Source organism: Mesorhizobium sp. M0800 (genome assembly GCF_040320095.1).
In the GTDB taxonomy this organism is placed as follows: Bacteria; Pseudomonadota; Alphaproteobacteria; order Rhizobiales; family Rhizobiaceae; genus Mesorhizobium.
The window spans coordinates 76891-95166 of sequence record NZ_JAMYOZ010000019.1; the positions used below are offsets into that span (position 1 = coordinate 76891).

The window sequence follows — 18276 nt, forward strand, 5'->3', positions numbered from 1 at the left end:
GCCGGCGTGGCAAGTAGGCCGGCGGTTCCAAGCGGAGACATTGATGCCGGACTATGTCGTGCTTTGCATCGCATTAAGCTGCTGCGGGATATACGTAACGCCATCCCTAAAAACATCGAATGCGGCAGCGACAGCGCGAATCCCAAAGCGATGCTCCCGCCGTACGCGGACAAAGCCGTTTTCGAAGTCCACTATCCCGTCCTTGGCCAGCATGGCCAAGCGCTCAGCCGAATCGCGAAGACGGATCGGATCAGATCCGTGGGCGACACAGATTGCCGGCACGTCAGCCTCGAAATCGCACATTAATCGCTCGATAATTGCGGCTCGCACGCGGTCGTCGTCTGTGAGGCGATGGCCCTTCGATGTAGCCAGTCGGCCAGCTGCGATGTGCTGGATGTAGGAATCCCGTGTAACTTCGTTTTGAACGTATCCCTGGCCGATGCGGCCGATAGCCGACGCGCCGAAACCGATCAGGGTTCTGCAGGTGTCAGCCGAGTAGCCCAACGAGTTACGTCGCAGGCGACCTGTTTCCTGTGCCAGCGCGAGCTCGTCGTCCGGCAAGGCGAAATGGTCGAGCCCGATCTGTCGGTAGCCGGCGGCAATCAGCGTCACGGCGACAGCCGCATACTGTTCAGCGCGGGCAGCGCTGTCGGGAAGAAATTCCGCCTCGATGAGGCGCTGATTCTTTACTTGGGATGGGATGTGCGAGTAGCCGAACAAGGCAAGCCGGTCGGGGCGCATGGCGACCGCCGCCCTCACTGTTTCGACGCACGACTCCACCGTTTGACGCGGCAGGCCGTAGATGAGGTCGAAGTTGATGCGGCTTACTCTATGCCGGCGCAGCACTTCCACGGCAGCCGACGTCTGGGCCTCGCTCTGGATTCGGTTGATCGCTTTTTGAACAATGGGATCGAAGCTCTGTACGCCCAGGCTCGCGCGGGTCACGCCGGCCGCTCCCAAGCCTTCCGCCATCTCGGGCGTGAGCGTGCGTGGATCGATCTCGATGGCGACCGTAGCTGTTTTCGAGATGGCGAAGCGGCATCGCAGGAACTCCATCAGAGCGAGGAACTCGGCTGGTCCAATGAGAGACGGCGTTCCGCCGCCGAAATGTATGTCGCTCACGGGCAACGTCTTCGGCACTCGCTCCGAAACCAGACGGATCTCGTCACGCAGCGCCGCCAGATAGTTGAGGATGGGCGCATCACGGCGGGTGATGGTGGTTGGGAAGCCGCAATACCAGCAGGCTGATCGGCAGAACGGAACGTGCAGATAGAGTGACACCGGATCATCAGCCGGCAGGTTCCTGAGCCATTCCTCATAAGCCTCGGCGCCGACCGCCCCAGAGAACTCCGACACAGCCGGATAGATAGTGTACCAAGGCAGGCCGGCCTCGCGATATTTTGTGGTCTGCAACAGTTACCGTCCCATGCTGATAACCACCAACCTTACCGCTGCGCTCGCCTGTGTCTTTGCGCTATGTCAGTCCGTTCCGCTTTGGTCTCGAAACTTGTATTTCTCAGCAATAGCGGCCGTTCAGTCTTGGCTGGACGGTCAGCGACTGGCCATGGCTGTTCCCGCCGCGACCCTCACGCGCACCGTTTGGTTCCACCATCCCTTCCCTTCAGCCTGCGCCTGGTCGAGTAGATTCTGCTGAGCGCGGCTGCCGCATCCAACGAGATAACACGGCGTTGGGACCACACTTTGCTCGCCAGCTAGCGCAGCCCCCATAGTGATCTCTGGCATTTCGATGAGCTCGTTGTGTGAATTGCTGGCAAGAAGCATTAGCTGTGGCGCGCCGTCTATCAGGACGAGAGGCTGCTCGACGCGACCGTCAGGTCGGCCGCAATGCCAAGGCCGGCGCGTCTACTGACTCCGTGGTGGAGGCAAGGCTCGCGTTCAGCGCGTGATTACCGATCATCGCGCTCGCCAAAATGACGGCGTCGTACCGAGCGGTGCCGCCGCATGATGTCTCAACGTCGGGGCTCACAGCAAACAAAGCTGTCGCCATTGAACGAAACTGTCGCGAAGCGAACAGACGAAACGTAGCCGAAACGTTTGCCGTTCGTGCTTGGGTTGATCCGCAGGCAAAAAGGAAGGAAGAGCGAACCAAGGTCCGCCGGCACACTTGAGCTTCAAGCCGCAGCTGCGTCGTCAGGATGGCACGTCATTTGCAGTAGAAGCCTTTGTGACGGCCCGCCAACAACTAGCGGAGATGACGGGGATGATTTGTACAGAAATGTTGGATGGCGTCGTTTCGGCGATTATTATATTTGTAATAACAATCGCATATTTGTAACAATAACACCCAATCATATTCTCAATTTCTGATGAATATCTGGCGTGACGAGCGCATCAAAACTGCTCAAATTCAACTCAATGCGCATCGTTATCGACTGTTCCTTAGCAAGAGTTCATCACTGACGTCCATTCCTTTTACTCTTTGAACGGAGATCAACAATGAACATTAGGAGCCTCCTCCTCGGCTCAACTGCGGCACTGATTGCCGTTTCCGACGCTCGCGCCGTGACCGCCGTTGCCGAGCCTGACCCGACTGAGTACGTTAAAGTCTGCGACGTCTACGGCTCGGGCTACGTCTACATTTCAGGCACTGAGACCTGCGTGCGCGTCGGCGGCTATGTCCGTTACGACGTCGGCTTGGGCCATGTCGGATTGGTTGATCACGCCAGAACCTCGGATGTGAGGACTGGTGAGCATCAGGGCACATGGCAAAACAACACGCGCTTCACATTGAAAACTTGGACCGGCCAGGAGACCGAACTCGGCACGTTGAAGACCTACACCGAAACCCGCATGAACTTCGGCAACCGCCACACTTCGGTTTCGGACAGTTCTCGGCCCTATGCCTTCAACGGAGACAGCACTTTGACTTTCGCCTGGATTCAGCTTGGTGGCCTCCGAGTTGGTAAGGACTGGTCGGCCTTCGACATGTTTATTGGCGGCGCGGGTGACGTACTCAACCAGACGCCGGTTCCGTACGGCCCTTTCGATACCAATGTGGTTCAGTACTACTTCGACGTCGGGAACGGCTTTTCGGCCGTGGTTTCGCTCGAAGAAGGCTCGGGCGTGGTCGGCACAATCGACAGCTACGCACCGCACGTAGTCGGCGGCTTAAAATACACACATGGCTGGGGCGCGATCACCGGCGTTGCCGCTTATGATAGCAACTACGAATCGGTGGCCGCTAAGGTCCGTGTCGACATCAATGTCACCGACGAACTGTTGCTGTTCGGAATGTTCGGCTACGGTTCCAATGGCAAGCTCAACGACGACTCCATCAACGCGATCGACGCTCATGGTCGCGGCTTCTATAAGAGTTGGGGCGGGAACTGGGCTTTCTGGGCTGGCGCCACTTACAAGCTCAACGAGACAACTTCGTTCAACCTTCAGCTCTCCGGTGATCAGCTCAAGAACCATGGTGTCGCTGCAAACGTCGCCTATGCGTTTCTTCCAGATTTCACAGTTACGGCGGAACTCGACTATGGCCGATACGGTAACTTCGCCGTCGGCAAGGTGGACGGCGCTTCCAACATGAATTGGACCAACGCGAACAAGAAGAGCAGTGTCGGCGGAATCCTGCGTTTCGAACGCTCATTCTAACGGATGAAAGGGCGCTGAGGCAGGCATCGCATGTACTTGTCGTCGGCGGATCGGACTCCAGTGGGGGTGCCGGAATCGCGCGCGACATCGAGACGCTCTCCTCCATGGGCGTGCGCAGCTGCCTTGCCGTCACTGCGGTGACGGTGCAAACACACGACAGCGTCACGGACATCCTTCATCTGCAACCCGGTCTGGTGGCCGATCAGATGCGTGCAGCGATCTCGCGGGCGTCGCGGCGTAGTGAGCGCGGGCGCGGCCGTGATGATCGTGGCGGGAGGGAGAGGTAAGGAGCGTCTTTCCTTTGAGAATTCGCGTTTACGGGTACCCACGATGCACAACGGGCGAGTTTTTCAAAGAGGCGCGTCCTCCTTCGAAGCGCTTCGGAGGGCCAGGCTCTAGGCTCGCCCCGAGCCCCTGCGTAGCCTGCGGGGGAGCTGGGTCTCGGCCCATCCGGGTAACGATCCTTCGCGCGGCTATGGAAACGATCGCATTTGCCGATTATCGCATAAAAAACTTGTTATCGCACGACTAAAAAAACTTGCAACTCCACAGCATCATTGACTTGTCGCCTATCAGCACTATATACTTGTAATCGCACAGCTCTAAAAACTTGCAAAGGCACGGCCATGGCCAAGCCCCATGAAAAACTCGCTGTATCACTGGCCGTCCTCAAAGAGCTGCAGGAGGGTGGGCGGCGCATATTCAAATCAGATAAGCTGACCCGCGTCCACCGGGAGCGGCTGCTGCAGAACGGGTTCCTGCGCGATGTTATCAAAGGCTGGCTCATGTCGACCGGCCCGCAGGCACGGCAGCAAGACACCACCCCTTGGTACGCGAGCTTCTGGGAGTTCTGCTCCCTTTACTGCAATGACCGGTTCGGCAAGGACTGGTTCCTCTCACCGGAGCAGTCGCTGCTTCTGCACGCGGAAGCGCCCACTATTCCGCCTCAGGTGGTGGTGAACACCCCCAAAGGCACGAATAACAAAATCGACCTGCTGTTCGGCACTTCGCTCTATGACCTCAAGGTCAAGGAGATGCCGGCCGAACTGACAGAGAAAAACGGCCAGCGCGTGTTCACTGTCGAGGCCGCCCTTACCCGGGTGCCGGAAGCGTTCTTCCAGCGCGCCCCTATCGAGATGCAGATCGCCATGGCGTCGGTGCGCGACGTATCAACCGTTCTGGCCCTGCTGCTTGATGGCGGCCATTCCGCCGTGGCGGGACGGCTTGCGGGGGCCTTCCGTCGCGTAGGACGCGACTCCTTTGCCGATGAAATCGTGGCCGCCTTCAAAGCCGCCGGCTATGACGTGCGCGAATCCGATCCGTTCGCGGGACAATTGGAGTGACAACTATTGCGGCGGGCGTACCGCCGTTGGTCGCCCGCCTGCGCGCGATCTGGCAATCGCAGCGCGAAGCCATCATCGAGATATTCCCGAAGGCACCCGGACTGCCGTCCGACAAAGACGCCTATATGAAGTTCGTCGAGGATATCTACGAAAGCGACGCCTACCATTCGCTGTCGATAGAAGGGTACAGCGTCACCCCGGAACTCATCGACCGGGTGCGCGAGGGGAGCTGGAATCCGGAGATTGATGAAGAGGACCGCAAGAACCGAGATGCGCTTGCCGCGCGTGGCTACTACCTCGCATTCCAGAAGGTCAAAGACTCTGTTGCCGCGATCATCAACGGCAAGCCAGCCGGCGCGTTGACGCGGGACACTCACCGGGAGTGGTACCGGGAGCTGTTCGCGCCGTCAGTGACCGCCGGCATCCTCAAAGCCAGCGCGCTTGCGGGATATCGCAATCACCCTGTGTACCTGCGCGGCTCGCAGCACGTGCGGCCGCGTACCGAAGCGGTGGCCGATGGTATGAATGAGCTGTTCGACCTGCTGGAGGCGGAGAAGGAGGCCTCCGTGCGTGCCGTGCTGGGGCATTGGCTTGTGGGCTATGTGCACCCCTATCCGGACGGCAACGGACGAATGGCGCGGTTCCTCATGAACGCGATGCTGGCTTCAGGCGGTTACCCCTGGACAGTCGTCAGAGTCGATGACCGGAAGGCCTACCTCGCAGGGCTGGAGGAGGCGAGCGGCAATATGAATGTGAAAACGTTCGCCGCCTTTGTCGGCGAACGGGTGAAGTGGTCTATGGAGAAGGCGGCGTGAGGTCGGTGGTGTGCCATGTTTAACTTGCTTGTCTCGGGCCACGGCGAGTGGTGGGAAACGCCGCCGTTCACGTCAACCATTGACCGGTTCAAGGAATCTAGCGGCGCCGAGGCCGAGGCTATCGACCTCGCGCCCTGAAACATTGCGCCGGCTGGAGGAAATCCCGGCGCTTTTGATGTACGAAGTCGGGGCGGGAGGCCCGCACGCGCGCGTGGTCCGGCACAGCCGCATACGCAATATCGTTCGGCGCGGACACGAACTGGCCTTCACCTTCGAGCCCGATCCGAAACATGCCTTTCTCGACCGGTCAGCGGTGTTGAGAATTGCGGACCGGCTGGGCATTCAACAGTTCGAACAGCACCGTACGCACTGGGCGATCAAGGATGGTGACATTCCGGCCGAGCTGATTGCCACCAGCACCGCTGAACGGGCGCAGCGCACCATTGCCGTGGTTGCGGCAGAATATGTAGAAGCGCGCCGCGAGGGACGAAGGAGAGAAGCTGCCGAACTGGCCGAAGAACTGGAGGATTTTCCTCCCTCGCTGGAGAAAGCACTGTCGCTCGTGCCGGCGCGTATCCTTCAGCAGCCGACACCCGAATTATACCCGATCCTTGGGATAGAGCCCCGCACGCCCGAAGGCCGCAACGCCGTCGTGGCCGTCGTCGCAAGGGATCACAATGGGCAGGACTTGCCTGCCGACTGGTCTTATTCGCTGGCGTGGTTCCTGGACCTTTACGGCAGCGCGACGGAAGCGGGGCGCCTTGACGGCGCGCTGGCCGAATGGGCAACGCATGTGATCGCGCTCGGCACTGGCGAGGGAGAAGCCGCCGCCCTGGTTGAAGATATCGGCTACGCACTCTGGCTCTGTTCGCGAAGCCCGAAACTTATCGGCGATCTGGCCGGGAATCGCTGAGATAGCGCAGGAGGTTTTGTCGCTTACCAAAATCAACTGGAACTCGACCCAGATCAACCAGAAGCTTCCCATTCCCATTCTAGCAGCCAGAAGAGTGGGTGAGCTCTTTAAATATCTATCCGAGGAATCGATAAGCTCAGACTATCTCGCAAGTATACATAGTTTTTTTTGTTATAGAGTCTGCTCGGCTGCAGGCAAAGAGCCAGGATAACCTTCAGCACGAAAGCAGAATTGAATGAAGGTGGGCTACATGGAGTTCTCATTTGGGTATGCCTTCACCGAAAACCTTATCCGGTCATCGTCAGCCGCACCTGTAGGCGCGCCGGTCTTTCCAAACCTCATACAGGAGCGGCATTCTGGCTTTGACATCCGCATCAATTTCCCAGGGGTTCCGCTGTTTTTCCAGTACAAGCTTCCGGAGCTGATGAAGCGAGGAACTGCCTTTGAGGTTGCGAGCGGACATTGTCCCGGTTTGTCGATACCATTTTTTCGGATTGCGATGATGCGCAGGGATGTGTCGCGTCAGCATGAACTGCTTCTTCGGTTTGAGGCGCGCTATCCGTCAAACGTCTTCTATGCGGCTCCTTGTATCGCAAACATCAGCGATTTCGACCGCTCTTATAATGGAGCAACCGTAGCACGGCAGTCCATTTTCGTCTCACCAGGGGATATTGGGCCCTTGCCAGACGACAAAGCGTACAGCCTTGCCTATAAACCTGGACTGGCAACTGGATATTTTGCTCGAAACCCAAGCCCACCAAAGTTCAAACATTTGATGATCTCGCTGCGCTCTTTAAGGAGCAGTTCGCCGAGAAGCGTTTTGCGGAAGTCGGCGAGGCGGCGCGTGAGATGCGCGAAAACGTACTTGAGCTTGCTTCGCCGTCAATGCGGCAAGCCGAACAGCTCATTGCTGAACGGGTCGGCGCGAGACGCATTCAGATTCTAGACGGCGCAGCCAGACCGCCGAGGAAGAGCGCGCAGTCACTGACATTCTCGGAGCGCGGGAAATTGCGCGTGTCGATCTTGGCGTCGACCTGCTGGTGGCCCAACCACGCTAACGACATCATACCTCGCTGATTAGCCCAGCTTTTGTCTAGGCCACAGTTATGAGACTACGAACTACTTGGCCAGGAAGAAGATCGGATTGAAAGCGAACCTTCCTTGTCATCTTTGCATCACGGTCAGTCTGCACGAGATTGACCGCTGCAAGCCGGGAGCAAGACCGGGCTGCGCAAACGTTGCAACAGATCCTTCAAGGAAATTCATAGACTCTTAGCAACTCCGGTTCGCTGTGAATGGTAGGCTTATTGCAACGTTTGAGTCAGTGGAGTCCGAACCGTGGCTTATTCTCCGACCCGCCGAACTGCGTGCAATTTCGGCTAAAGGCAATGGCAAGAACAGCGCCCATCTTGTTTGTTCGACACAGCCATATTGGCTCAAAACAGTATCTTCACGGCCACCGAGATTGTCCGGTCGGTGGACAAGCAATCATATTATTTCGTTCGAAAGCTGCAACATCTGTAGAGAACGCGAAATGACAAATTCAGTAGGACGAGTGCCCAGGCTTTCCAAGTGGCTTGGTCCTGCCCAATGCTGACACTGGTCAGTCGCCTTCGGACGGCAGCGCATCTAGATCGCCTTCGAATCCTAGGCCTTTGCGCGCATGCGGACCTAACTGTCTGCCAGCTAGCGGAGATTCTGGGTCTGCGTCGTGAGCACGTTGTACGACACGTCCGGCTGCTGGCCAGAGCCGACTTTCTTTACTGCAACGAACAACGTCCGTGGTGCTCGTACCATCTCAAAGCAGGAGGTAAGGACGGCGGGCTGGTTCAACTGTTGGTTGATCTCCTGCCCCACGGCGATGGCTATCACAAACGAGACCTTCAACGGCTCGAAGCCACACAAGACGCGCCGTCGAAGGGGATCGCATGCTTGACCGTGAAATAGATCAGTCCAATTGGAGCGCGAAACCACCATGTACAACTCCGCCGACGGCGCCATCGCGCCGCGCGACACTTACGGACGGTCTCGATTGGCCGCGGTTGATTGCCGCGTTCACGAACTGCTTCTGAGACAGGAGCGGCAGGAGCGGACGACCCTTAAGCTCATCGCCTCAGAGAACTTTGCGTCCTCGGCCGTGCTGGAAGCGAACGGCTCGATTTTCACGAACAAGTACGCCGAGGGGTACCCCGGTGCGCGCTACTACGCTGGAAATGAGATCGTTGATGAGCTTGAGAATCTAGCCATTGAGCGCTTGAAAACACTATTTGGCAGCGAGCATGCCAACGTCCAGCCTTATTCCGGCTCGCCGGCCAACCAGGCTGTCTATCGTGCGCTTTTGAGCCCCGGTGACAAAGTCATGGGCTTGCCCCTCCCGGAAGGGGGCCATCTGACTCATGGTTGGGCCATCAACTTTTCCGGAACTGACTATCAACGCGTCCCCTATGGACTAGATGAAAAGACACAGCAGATTGACTATGACCGCTTGCGCGAGACAGCCAAGCGGGAACGGCCGCGGCTCATTTGGGTCGGCGGAACTGCTTACCCGCGTGTCTTTGACTACGCGGCAATGGCAGAAATCGCCCTGGAAGCGAACTCCTATCTCGTAGCCGACATTGCGCACATCAGCGGACTGATTGCCGCGGGAGCGCACCCGAATCCCGTGCGCCATTGCGACGTGGTCAGCAGCACCTCCCACAAATCGATCCGCGGTCCCCGCGGTGGTTTCATTTTGTCCAGGAACGAAGATCGCTATCAGGCCCTGTATCATACAAAGAGCAAATACAATCTCGCCAGGCGAATAGACCGGGCGGTCTTTCCTCACCTGCAAGGCGGGCCTCATATGAATGCCATCGCTGCGCTAGCAGTTGCCTTGCACGAAGCCGCGAACCCGTCCTTCCGAAGCTACGGCCAACAGACCGTCAAGAATGCCAAGGCTCTTGCACAGGCACTGATCGAGCGAGGGTATGACCTGGTTACCGGGGGGACGGACAATCACATGCTGATCCTTGATCTGCGCGATCGACCACTATCGGGCAAGGCCTATGCCGAGCGGCTAGCAAAGGCAGGCATCATCCCAAACTTTAATATGGTGCCTGGCGACCCGCGGGATCCGGCGGTCACAAGCGAAATTCGCCTGGGGTCGCCAGCAGTGACGTCAATGGGCATGCGCGATGTGGAAATGGTGCAAATTGCTGGCTTCATTGACTGCGTCCTCCGGCGGCCTGATGACGAAGATCTCCATGCCTGCGTGCGAAGAGACGTTGCCGATTTGTGCGCTGCGTTCGAGGTCCCGGGCATCACCAACAGGTAAGGTGGGCTAAGCAAAATGCACCATACAACTCCAACACCCGAAACGAGGCATTTCATGGCTAGGCAGTTCGTGTTCTCTTCCGAATCGGTTGGCGCGGGACACCCGGATAAGTTGGCCGACAACATCTCGGATGCCATCCTCGACGCCATCCTCCGCACCGATCCCAAGGCACGCGTCGCCTGTGAAGCGTTGGTAAAATCAGGGATAGTCGTTGTGGCTGGCGAGATTACTAGCGATGCGCGGGTGGATTATAGCCAAGTTGCGCGCGATACGATTCTCGATATTGGATACGACGATGAGGCTGTCGGCTTTGACGGCCGGCGTTGCTCCGTCGTTCATGCACTCACCGAGCAATCGCCCGACATTAGCCAGGGCGTTGACGAGGGACGAGGGCAGGACCTCCAGCAGGGAGCGGGAGATCAGGGCCTCATGTTCGGCTACGCATGCCGCGAAACCGATACCCTGATGCCTTTGCCGATCCAGCTCGCGCATCGCTTGACGAAACGACAGGCAGATGTCCGGAAAGCACGACAGCTTGGCTGGTTGCGTCCTGATATGAAATCCCAAGTCTCAGTGCGCTATGAGGGGTTGCGCCCGGTCGCCGTTGATACCATCGTCGTATCGACCCAACATGACGAGCAGGTCTCGCAAGAGACGGTCCGCGAGGGCGTCATTGAGGAAATCATAAAGCCTGTCCTGCCGACCCAGCTGGAGACGGAAGGCATCAGAATTCTGGTCAACCCGACGGGGAGGTTCGTAGTCGGCGGGCCGCGCGGCGACTGCGGTCTCACTGGACGCAAGATCATCGTCGATTCCTATGGTGGGATGGGTCGTCACGGCGGCGGCGCCTTTTCGGGCAAGGACCCGTCCAAGGTTGACCGCTCAGCTGCCTATGCGGCCCGGTATGTCGCAAAGAATATCGTCGCTAGCGGACTTGCGGACGTCTGCGAGGTGCAGCTTGCTTACGCAATCGGCGTGGCCAGTCCGGTTTCTGTCATGGTCAACACGTTCGGAACAGCGAGGGTTGAGGAAAGAAGGATCGAGCGCCTCATTCTTGAGTTGTTCGATCTCAGACCGAAGGGCATTATCAAGATGCTTGATCTCTTACGCCCTATCTACCGCAAGACCGCGACCTATGGCCATTTCGGCCGTGAAGAGCCTGATTTCACCTGGGAGAAGACAGACAGGGCCGACGAATTGCGTCGCGAGGCAGGACTTGCCGCCCCGTGAGGGCTGGCGCCGAACCGATTGGCAAGCGGAAAGCCCATTCCCACTGGCCAGACCCGCCCGCGCCCGGCGTGGCAGAAAGCCGGTGGGTTTTTGGCGGAGACATGATTGATGCCGGACTATGACGTGCTTTGTATCGGAAATGCCATCGTCGACATCATCGCCCAGTGCGACGAGGCGTTCCTGGAGACCAACGGCATCATCAAGGGCGCAATGAATTTGATCGACACGAGGCGCGCCGAACTGCTCTACAGCCGCATGGGCCCGGCCATTGAAGCCTCGGGCGGCAGCGCCGGCAACACGGCGGCGGGCGTCGCCTCCTTCGGCGGTCGCGCCGCCTTCTTCGGCAAGGTCTCCAACGACGCGCTCGGCGAAATCTACGCGCATGACATCCATGCCCAGGGTGTCGCCTTCGACACCAGGCCGCTTAACGGCGAACCGCCGACAGCGCGCTCGATGATCTTCGTCACGCCGGACGGCGAGCGCTCGATGAACACCTATCTCGGCGCCTGCGTCGAGCTCGGCCCGGAGGACGTCGAGGCCGACAAGGCGTCGGGCGCGGCCGTCACCTATTTCGAGGGCTATCTGTGGGACCCGCCGCGCGCCAAGGAGGCGATCAGGCAGACGGCGAAGCTCGCCCATGCCGCCGGGCGCGAAGTGTCGATGACATTGTCGGACTCGTTCTGCGTCGACCGCTACCGCGACGAGTTCCTCGATCTGATGCGCTCCGGCACCGTCGATATCGTCTTTGCCAACAGCCACGAGATCAAGTCGCTCTACCAGACATCGTCCTTCGACGAGGCGCTGGCGCAGATCCGCAAGGATTGCAAGATCGCCGCCGTCACCCGCTCGGAAAAGGGCTCGGTGATCGTGCGCGGCGACGAGACCGTCACCATCGAGGCGACCAGGATCCGCGAGCTGGTCGACACGACAGGCGCCGGCGACCTCTACGCCGCCGGCTTCCTCTACGGCTACACGCAAGGCCGCAGCCTGAAGCAGTGCGGCGATCTCGGCTCGCTGGCGGCCGGGCTGGTCATCCAGCAGATCGGCCCAAGGCCACGCCAGAATTTGCGCAGAGAGGCCGAGCAGGCGGGGCTGCTGTAGGTGGCGAGCCAAGAACCAGCTGCCCACCCTCCTTAATCCAGCCCGAGCCTTTTCTTCAGTTCCGCATTCTCCTTGCGGAGACGATCGGCAAGCAGGCTCTTTAGCCGCTTGTTTTCTTCCTCGAGCGCGACGAGATCCTTCAGCCCGTCACTGTCCGCCGCAGGCGCCGCCGCCTTCTTCCAAAGATAGTATGTCTGTTCCGAGATGCCGGCTTGCTTCACCGCGCTCTTGAGAGTAGCGCCGCCGCCGATCGAGGTCTCGATCTGCGCCAGCTTCTGGGCACGATCCTTCGCGGAGTAGCTCTTTCGGCCCGTTCGCGCTGACGGCGGTGCTTCAGTGGTCGCGGATATCGGCTTGGCAGGCGCGCTCGCCTCAGCTTCTGGCTTCCTCGACCGCCGCGCTCTCGTCTTCGGTTTTGGCGTTTCCGTTTTGTCTGCCGGTTCGCTATGAACTACTGCTGACTCGGTCTCCAGGGGATTGGCCATGAAATGCTCCACTCGCGGTTTGTGCAAAGGTTCAGCATCAAGGGCCACTACAGTAGAGTCAACAAGCTGACGATTTAACGGCTCGACTTCCTTTGTTGTCTCGGCCATCGCCGCGGCGATGTCGAAATTGCCCCAGATGGAACGTGCGGATTTTTGATAATTGCGCTTTTGTTTGATTTCCACGGTGAATGGTCGCGTCTGCCGCCTCATAGTTCCTTCCTGAATAGGAGAATGAAGTCGCCGCTCGAATTTTTTGGCGCTTCCTGCTTAGCGCGGAGCATTATCGTATAGCCGCTCAACGGGCAAGTGATGCCGGTCTTCGATGGCTGACCATCTGGGGAGATTTGAGCGGCTTCGCACGTCCTGCGCATGCCTGTAAGGCCGCCAAGTTTTCTGGGTTAGCAGGCGCGCACTGTGGCAGCTTGGCTTGTACGGCGAGGCCATGGTTGAGTGAGGCGAAACAAATCCAGCCCCGCGGTCAATCCCGAGGCTTCCCACAATGGCGAAGAGAACATCTTCACTCGTTCCTTTTGAGCACAAGACCTTCCGTTCGCTATGGTCGGCTGCACTCATTTCGAACCTTGGCACCCTAGTGGAAGGTGCGGCGGCAGCTTGGCTGATGACGAGCATCGCAGCAGTAATTTTGGATCGCCCATTCGTGCTGTGTACCAGCCCTGTGTCTTGCGCAAGTGGTCATGAACGGCTGCCGGAGCCTCGAAGACGCCCTAAAAACACATGCTGCGATTTTTGAACACGCTTGACGTGTTAGATTAATTCATCCACGATGCGTGTGTTGAACACGCGAGGTGAGTTATGAACATGAAAGAGCTTAGGGTTCGACTGGGCATGACTCAAAAAGATTTGGCAGAGCAGATGGCAACGACGCAACAGACTGTGGCCCGTTGGGAAACAGGCAAAACGCAGTTGAACGTCGAGCAGATCAAGGACCTTTGTCTCACGTTGAAATGCACGGTCGAGGAGCTGCTGGGCTGGAAGATTGATGTCGAGGAGTGGCGCACGAGCCCGTTTGCAATTGCCGATGCCGAAACGCGATACGGCACGCTCAGAATCAAGACGACTGTTGGCAGCCGCCAATATCCTATCGATGAAAAGGCGCGTGAATCGATTTTACGTCAGTTGAAGGAACTTCATAATCTTCGTAGAAATAACACAAGCAGGCCATGGCTGTATTGTTGGAGCCTTGACAACAAAATACTCTTGATAAATCCGCAATATGTCCGCACCATTGAGCTTATCGGTGACGATGTAGAGGAGATGCCAGAGTATTATCATCCAGAAATCTATCGGGCTTTGGATGACTGGGATAAGGGTGAGGTTTCAGGAAAGCTGAAGAAAGAATGCGATGCCATCATCGCAGAGATGGGTGATCAGGAAGCCGTGCGCATGGCCTCCTATGTTCGCGTCACATATGACGACGGAGAAGATGAGTGGAACTTCTTGGATGAAGAAACCGCTACGACTTTCTTCGGATTGGAAGCTGCGACCTTTGACGTTCCCCAGTGTAGTTTCGCCGAAGTGGAGGAAGAAGGTTACTACCGAGCGCGATACGCCAACCTTGATCGCGTCGCGGTGATGGAGGTTCCAAGCGACCGTTATCACAGATTGACCGCGCCCGAGGAAGCTTAGAACCATCCACGAAGGGCGCATGTTACATCTCGACCTTGCGTGGTGCGTTTTCAGTACGAGATGACGTTAAGCGTAGGTAGTGGCAGGTAAGAGTGCTCGACCAGAAGCTCAACTGCCTCCTCAATATCGCTGCCGATGTGCCGCAGGACACGTCCACGGGAGCGTGGATAGGCGTGAAGTTCCTGCACTCCACGGTCCGCTCTCCCATCGCCGGTGTGTGCCCGACGCCATCTTGTGGACGAGCTTGGCCGCCTGCACCCGGTTGTATTCCGGCTTGCGGTCCGCCTGGGCGGTCCGCCGCGATGGCTATCTCCATGTCAATCGGCGCCGAACTTTGACGCCCGCTGCTTTTGATGAATTTGGCGAGGTCCCGCGCATAATCACTCTTGGTCTTCTCCTTGAGGCCCTGTGTCGCGAACTTGTGGTCCAGCAGGGCAAACAGGTCCAAGTCCCCTTCCGCCTGTGGCGCTGGCTTGCCCTCACCGCCCTCGGCTTCCCAATTGGGGACCGCTTCTGCGCGCTGTACCGTGGCGATTGTCCGCCCAAGACGCATCACAAGATCGAACGCCAAACCGTGCGCGTGCACGACGATTTGCCGCTCAGGCCTCATTTGGACAGGACTTGAGCTGGCCCGGTGGTTTGAGCCGGGTTACCTTGAGCCGGTGGGCTGCGAACAAGCAGTTCGAGACATTGGCCTCGATCACTTCGCAACACGCCGCTGCGCCTGGCCTCGGTGTGCTCCCCCCGAAATCGTTGTGTCATATCACCGAGTCACCGAGGGCATCACGGCCAACAGCTTCCACATGGGAAACAGCCTCGCCATTGAGCCGAATATGGTCGCGAGCAGATCACCAACGAAGCGGTCGGAACCTCGGAGCCGAAGTTCGACGCCGAGGTGGTTCGCATGATGCGCTAAGCAGCACCACGGCGCTTGCCGGTATGTTTGCTGCCGGCAGCCGACGAACTCCATCCTCCTGGACAAGGGCGCCGTGCGTCATTGCTTTGATTTACCGGCCGCTCAAGGCTTCCACAGTTTTCGCTTTCGAGGCGACCTTTGGAACATGCCAACGGAAATTTAACATAACGACATAAACATTTCTTTATGCGGCGTTGACAAAGAAGCGAACCGCTGTAATTGTCTCCCGCGTCGTGGTTCTCCGTACGGCGCTGCCGCAGCGGAGCTAAGAGGGAAGCCGGTGCGATGCCGGCGCTGCCCCCGCAACTGTTAGCGGCGAGCCAACCCCACTCATGTCACTGAGGCGAATAGCCTTGGGAAGACGGGTAGAGGCTATGACCCGCGAGCCAGGAGACCTGCCACGGCGAATTACGTCCACGGGCGGGGTGTCTCGGTGGCCGCTGCAGCCTGGCGTTCGTGCCGGCCTGCTAGCGCCTTCCTTGTCACCGACGCCCCAACCATCGGGGTCTGGCATGACTGTCTCTCAGCAAATTCCTGTAGCAACGCTCGGCGTGCCCCGCTTCGGTCGTCGGCGAGAACTGAAATTCGCGCTTGAAAGCTACTGGTCCGGAAAATCTTCCGCCGCCGACCTTCTCACGACGGCGAAGGCGCTCCGTGCCGCTAGTTGGGAAGAGCAGCACGATCGCGGCGTGTCGAAAATCCCGTCGAACGACTTCTCGCTTTACGACCATGTGCTCGACACCGCAGCCATGGTCGGCGCCCTTCCGTCTCGTTACGCCTGGAATGGCGGCGAGGTCCCACTCGACATCTACTTCGCTATGGCGCGCGGCAACCAAGGTCAGACGGAGGATTGTGGACACGCTGGTCACCAGCATGCGGCTCATCGGCCTGGTGTAACCGCGATGGAAATGACCAAGTGGTTTGACACCAACTATCACTACATTGTGCCGGAACTAAACGATGATCAAACGTTCGCTCTTTCGTCGACGAAGCCGGTTGATTACTTCCTCGAGGCTAAAGCCCTCGGCATTCACACACGCCCAGTCATCCTTGGACCGGTCACCTTCCTCAAGCTGGCGAAATCGCCTGCCGAGGGATTCGATCCCATCGCGCTCCTGCCGCGGCTGCTGCCCGTCTACGAGCAACTCCTGCAGAGGCTGAAGCTGTCGGGAGCCGACTGGGTGCAGATCGATGAGCCAGCGCTTGTCCTCGATCTGAACCCGAACGAACGAGCTGCGTTCGAATTCGCCTATGGCCAGCTGTCGAAAGCCGCGCCCGAGCTGAAGATCATGCTGGCTACCTATTTCGGGCCGCTGGGAGACAATCTCGAAACCGCGGTTTCTCTGCCCCTGGCCGGGCTGCATATTGATCTCGTGCGCGCTCCCCAGCAGCTGGAAACGGTGGGTCGGCTCGCACCGAAGGATCTGGTGCTCTCGCTTGGCTTGATCGATGGCCGCAACGTCTGGCGTGCGAACCTGCCCGCCATTCTCGACCGCATCAAACCGATCGTCGCCGGCTGGCCCTTGGACCGCGTCGAGATCGCGCCTTCTTGCTCGATGCTGCATGTGCCGATTGACCTGCGCATGGAGACGGAACTCGACGCGGACATCAGGTCGTGGCTCGCCTTCGCGGCCCAGAAGACCGACGAGTTGGTGTTGCTGGCCCGGGCCCTGTCCCAAGGCAGGGATGCGGTGGCAGGCGCGTTGAAAGCGTCTGCCGAGGCTGCCGCCACCCGCGTGACATCCACGAAGATCCATGACCCGCTTGTTGAGGGGCGGATCGCCAGCATTGACGACAGCATGAAGCGACGAGAGAGCGCTTTTGCCGAGCGCTCCAGAGTCCAGGCCGGCACGCTCGGGCTGCCGCCGTTCCCGACGACGACGATCGGATCCTTCCCGCAGACGCCGCAGGTACGCAGGGCGCGGGCCGCTCATGCGAAGGGCCAGCTGAGCTATGTCGACTACGAGACCTTCCTGAAGAAGGAGATCGAGGCTGCAATTCGCTGGCAGGAAGAGATCGGGCTGGACGTGCTGGTGCACGGTGAGTTCGAACGAAACGACATGGTACAGCATTTCGGCGAGCAGCTGTCCGGCTTCGCCTTCACCCAGCATGCCTGGGTGCAGAGCTATGGGTCGCGTTACGTGCGCCCCCCCATCATCTTCGGCGACGTATCGAGGCCCAATCCGATGACGCTGCGCTGGTGGCAGTTCGCCCAGTCGCTTACGGAAAACCCTGTGAAGGGAATGCTCACAGGCCCAGTGACCATTCTCAACTGGTCATTTGTTCGCGACGACGTACCCCGCTCCGAAGCATGCCGCCAGATCGCGCTCGCCATCCGCGACGAAGTGACGGATCTCGAATGGTCCGGCGCAAGGATGATCCAGATCGATGAGGCCGCGTTTCGCGAAGGATTGCCACTGCGCCAGTCTGATTGGAACGACTATCTCGACTGGGCTGTCGAATGCTTCCGGATCGCTTCAACGGGTGTAAAGGACGCGACTCAAATCCATACCCACATGTGCTATTCGGAGTTCAACGAGATCATCGACGCGATCGCTGAAATGGATGCGGATGTAATTTCGATTGAGACGTCGCGCTCGAAAATGGAACTGCTGGACGCCTTCACGAGCTCCAAATATCCGAACGAAATCGGGCCCGGAGTCTACGACATTCACTCACCACGTGTCCCGGAAGTCGGGGAGATTTCGGATCTCGTCATGCTTGCCCGCGAGCGACTGTCGGATTCCCAACTGTGGGTAAACCCGGACTGTGGCCTCAAAACACGCAAATGGGAGGAGGTCCGCCCTGCCCTCATGAACATGGTCGATGCAGCACGCGCGCTCCGGGAGAAAGTGTAGGCCGGAAGGTTTCCTGGTTGCTCACCATGTGGTGAGT

15 protein-coding genes, 1 pseudogene and 1 riboswitch are annotated in these 18276 nt (G+C 58.6%); of the genes and pseudogenes, 13 read left to right on the forward strand and 3 right to left on the reverse strand.

Annotation, left to right across the window (positions count from 1 at the left end):
- Positions 1-51 precede the first annotated feature (51 nt).
- Entirely contained in the window at positions 52-1413 is a 1362-nt protein-coding gene (gene hemN / locus NKI18_RS21360) for an oxygen-independent coproporphyrinogen III oxidase (protein WP_352859951.1), read from the reverse strand.
- Positions 1414-2457: 1044 nt separating this feature from the next.
- On the opposite strand from hemN, the gene NKI18_RS21365 reads away from it, so the two are divergent.
- The 10 genes and pseudogenes from NKI18_RS21365 to NKI18_RS21410 all read left to right on the forward strand — a co-directional run bounded on the left by NKI18_RS21365 (position 2458) and on the right by NKI18_RS21410 (position 12333).
- Entirely contained in the window at positions 2458-3618 is a 1161-nt protein-coding gene (locus NKI18_RS21365; protein ID WP_352859952.1) for a porin, read from the forward strand.
- 14 nt (positions 3619-3632) lie between these two features.
- Positions 3633-3842: pseudogene (locus NKI18_RS21370) on the forward strand (bifunctional hydroxymethylpyrimidine kinase/phosphomethylpyrimidine kinase); the annotation flags it as partial.
- A 402-nt stretch (positions 3843-4244) separates the two neighbouring features.
- The gene (locus tag NKI18_RS21375; RefSeq protein ID WP_352859954.1) at positions 4245-4961 is read left to right on the forward strand and encodes a hypothetical protein; all 717 of its coding nucleotides are present in this window, start codon (positions 4245-4247) and stop codon (positions 4959-4961) included.
- Positions 4958-5776, forward strand: a complete 819-nt coding sequence (locus tag NKI18_RS21380; RefSeq protein WP_352859955.1) for a Fic family protein — start codon at positions 4958-4960, stop codon at positions 5774-5776. The genes NKI18_RS21375 and NKI18_RS21380 overlap by 4 nt, the downstream gene beginning before the upstream one ends.
- Positions 5777-5791: 15 nt before the next feature.
- Positions 5792-5914, forward strand: a complete 123-nt coding sequence (locus NKI18_RS21385) for a hypothetical protein (RefSeq protein ID WP_023679689.1) — start codon at positions 5792-5794, stop codon at positions 5912-5914.
- A gap of 37 nt (positions 5915-5951) precedes the next feature.
- On the forward strand, positions 5952-6689 hold the full coding sequence (locus NKI18_RS21390; RefSeq protein ID WP_352859957.1) for a hypothetical protein: 738 nt from the start codon (positions 5952-5954) through the stop codon (positions 6687-6689).
- A gap of 235 nt (positions 6690-6924) precedes the next feature.
- Positions 6925-7635, forward strand: a complete 711-nt coding sequence (locus NKI18_RS21395) for a hypothetical protein (protein WP_352615354.1) — start codon at positions 6925-6927, stop codon at positions 7633-7635.
- 1029 nt (positions 7636-8664) lie between these two features.
- On the forward strand, positions 8665-10002 hold the full coding sequence (gene glyA / locus NKI18_RS21400) for a serine hydroxymethyltransferase (RefSeq protein WP_353020420.1): 1338 nt from the start codon (positions 8665-8667) through the stop codon (positions 10000-10002).
- A 54-nt stretch (positions 10003-10056) separates the two neighbouring features.
- Positions 10057-11232 carry a methionine adenosyltransferase gene (gene metK / locus NKI18_RS21405; RefSeq protein WP_352842145.1) on the forward strand — a complete coding sequence of 392 codons (1176 nt, stop codon included), beginning with the start codon at positions 10057-10059 and terminating at the stop codon, positions 11230-11232.
- Positions 11233-11340: 108 nt separating this feature from the next.
- Positions 11341-12333, forward strand: coding sequence for an adenosine kinase (locus NKI18_RS21410; protein ID WP_352842147.1), 993 nt, complete (start codon positions 11341-11343; stop codon positions 12331-12333).
- 32 nt (positions 12334-12365) lie between these two features.
- Here the strand turns inward: NKI18_RS21410 and NKI18_RS21415 are convergent, their stop codons facing one another.
- The gene (locus tag NKI18_RS21415; protein ID WP_352542143.1) at positions 12366-13028 is read right to left on the reverse strand and encodes a transposase; all 663 of its coding nucleotides are present in this window, start codon (positions 13026-13028) and stop codon (positions 12366-12368) included.
- Between the two features lie 289 nt (positions 13029-13317).
- Between NKI18_RS21415 and NKI18_RS21420 the strand changes: the two genes are divergently transcribed.
- Positions 13318-13569, forward strand: coding sequence for an MFS transporter (locus NKI18_RS21420; protein ID WP_352842149.1), 252 nt, complete (start codon positions 13318-13320; stop codon positions 13567-13569).
- 62 nt (positions 13570-13631) lie between these two features.
- On the forward strand, positions 13632-14465 hold the full coding sequence (locus NKI18_RS21425) for a helix-turn-helix transcriptional regulator (protein ID WP_352515945.1): 834 nt from the start codon (positions 13632-13634) through the stop codon (positions 14463-14465).
- A 22-nt stretch (positions 14466-14487) separates the two neighbouring features.
- Here NKI18_RS21425 and NKI18_RS21430 read toward each other — a convergent pair whose 3' ends face one another.
- The gene (locus NKI18_RS21430) at positions 14488-15036 is read right to left on the reverse strand and encodes a hypothetical protein (RefSeq protein WP_353020387.1); all 549 of its coding nucleotides are present in this window, start codon (positions 15034-15036) and stop codon (positions 14488-14490) included.
- A 562-nt stretch (positions 15037-15598) separates the two neighbouring features.
- A riboswitch (cobalamin riboswitch) is annotated at positions 15599-15798 on the forward strand.
- 95 nt (positions 15799-15893) lie between these two features.
- Between NKI18_RS21430 and metE the strand changes: the two genes are divergently transcribed.
- Positions 15894-18239, forward strand: coding sequence for a 5-methyltetrahydropteroyltriglutamate--homocysteine S-methyltransferase (metE, locus tag NKI18_RS21435; RefSeq protein WP_353020388.1), 2346 nt, complete (start codon positions 15894-15896; stop codon positions 18237-18239).
- Positions 18240-18276: the final 37 nt, after the last annotated feature.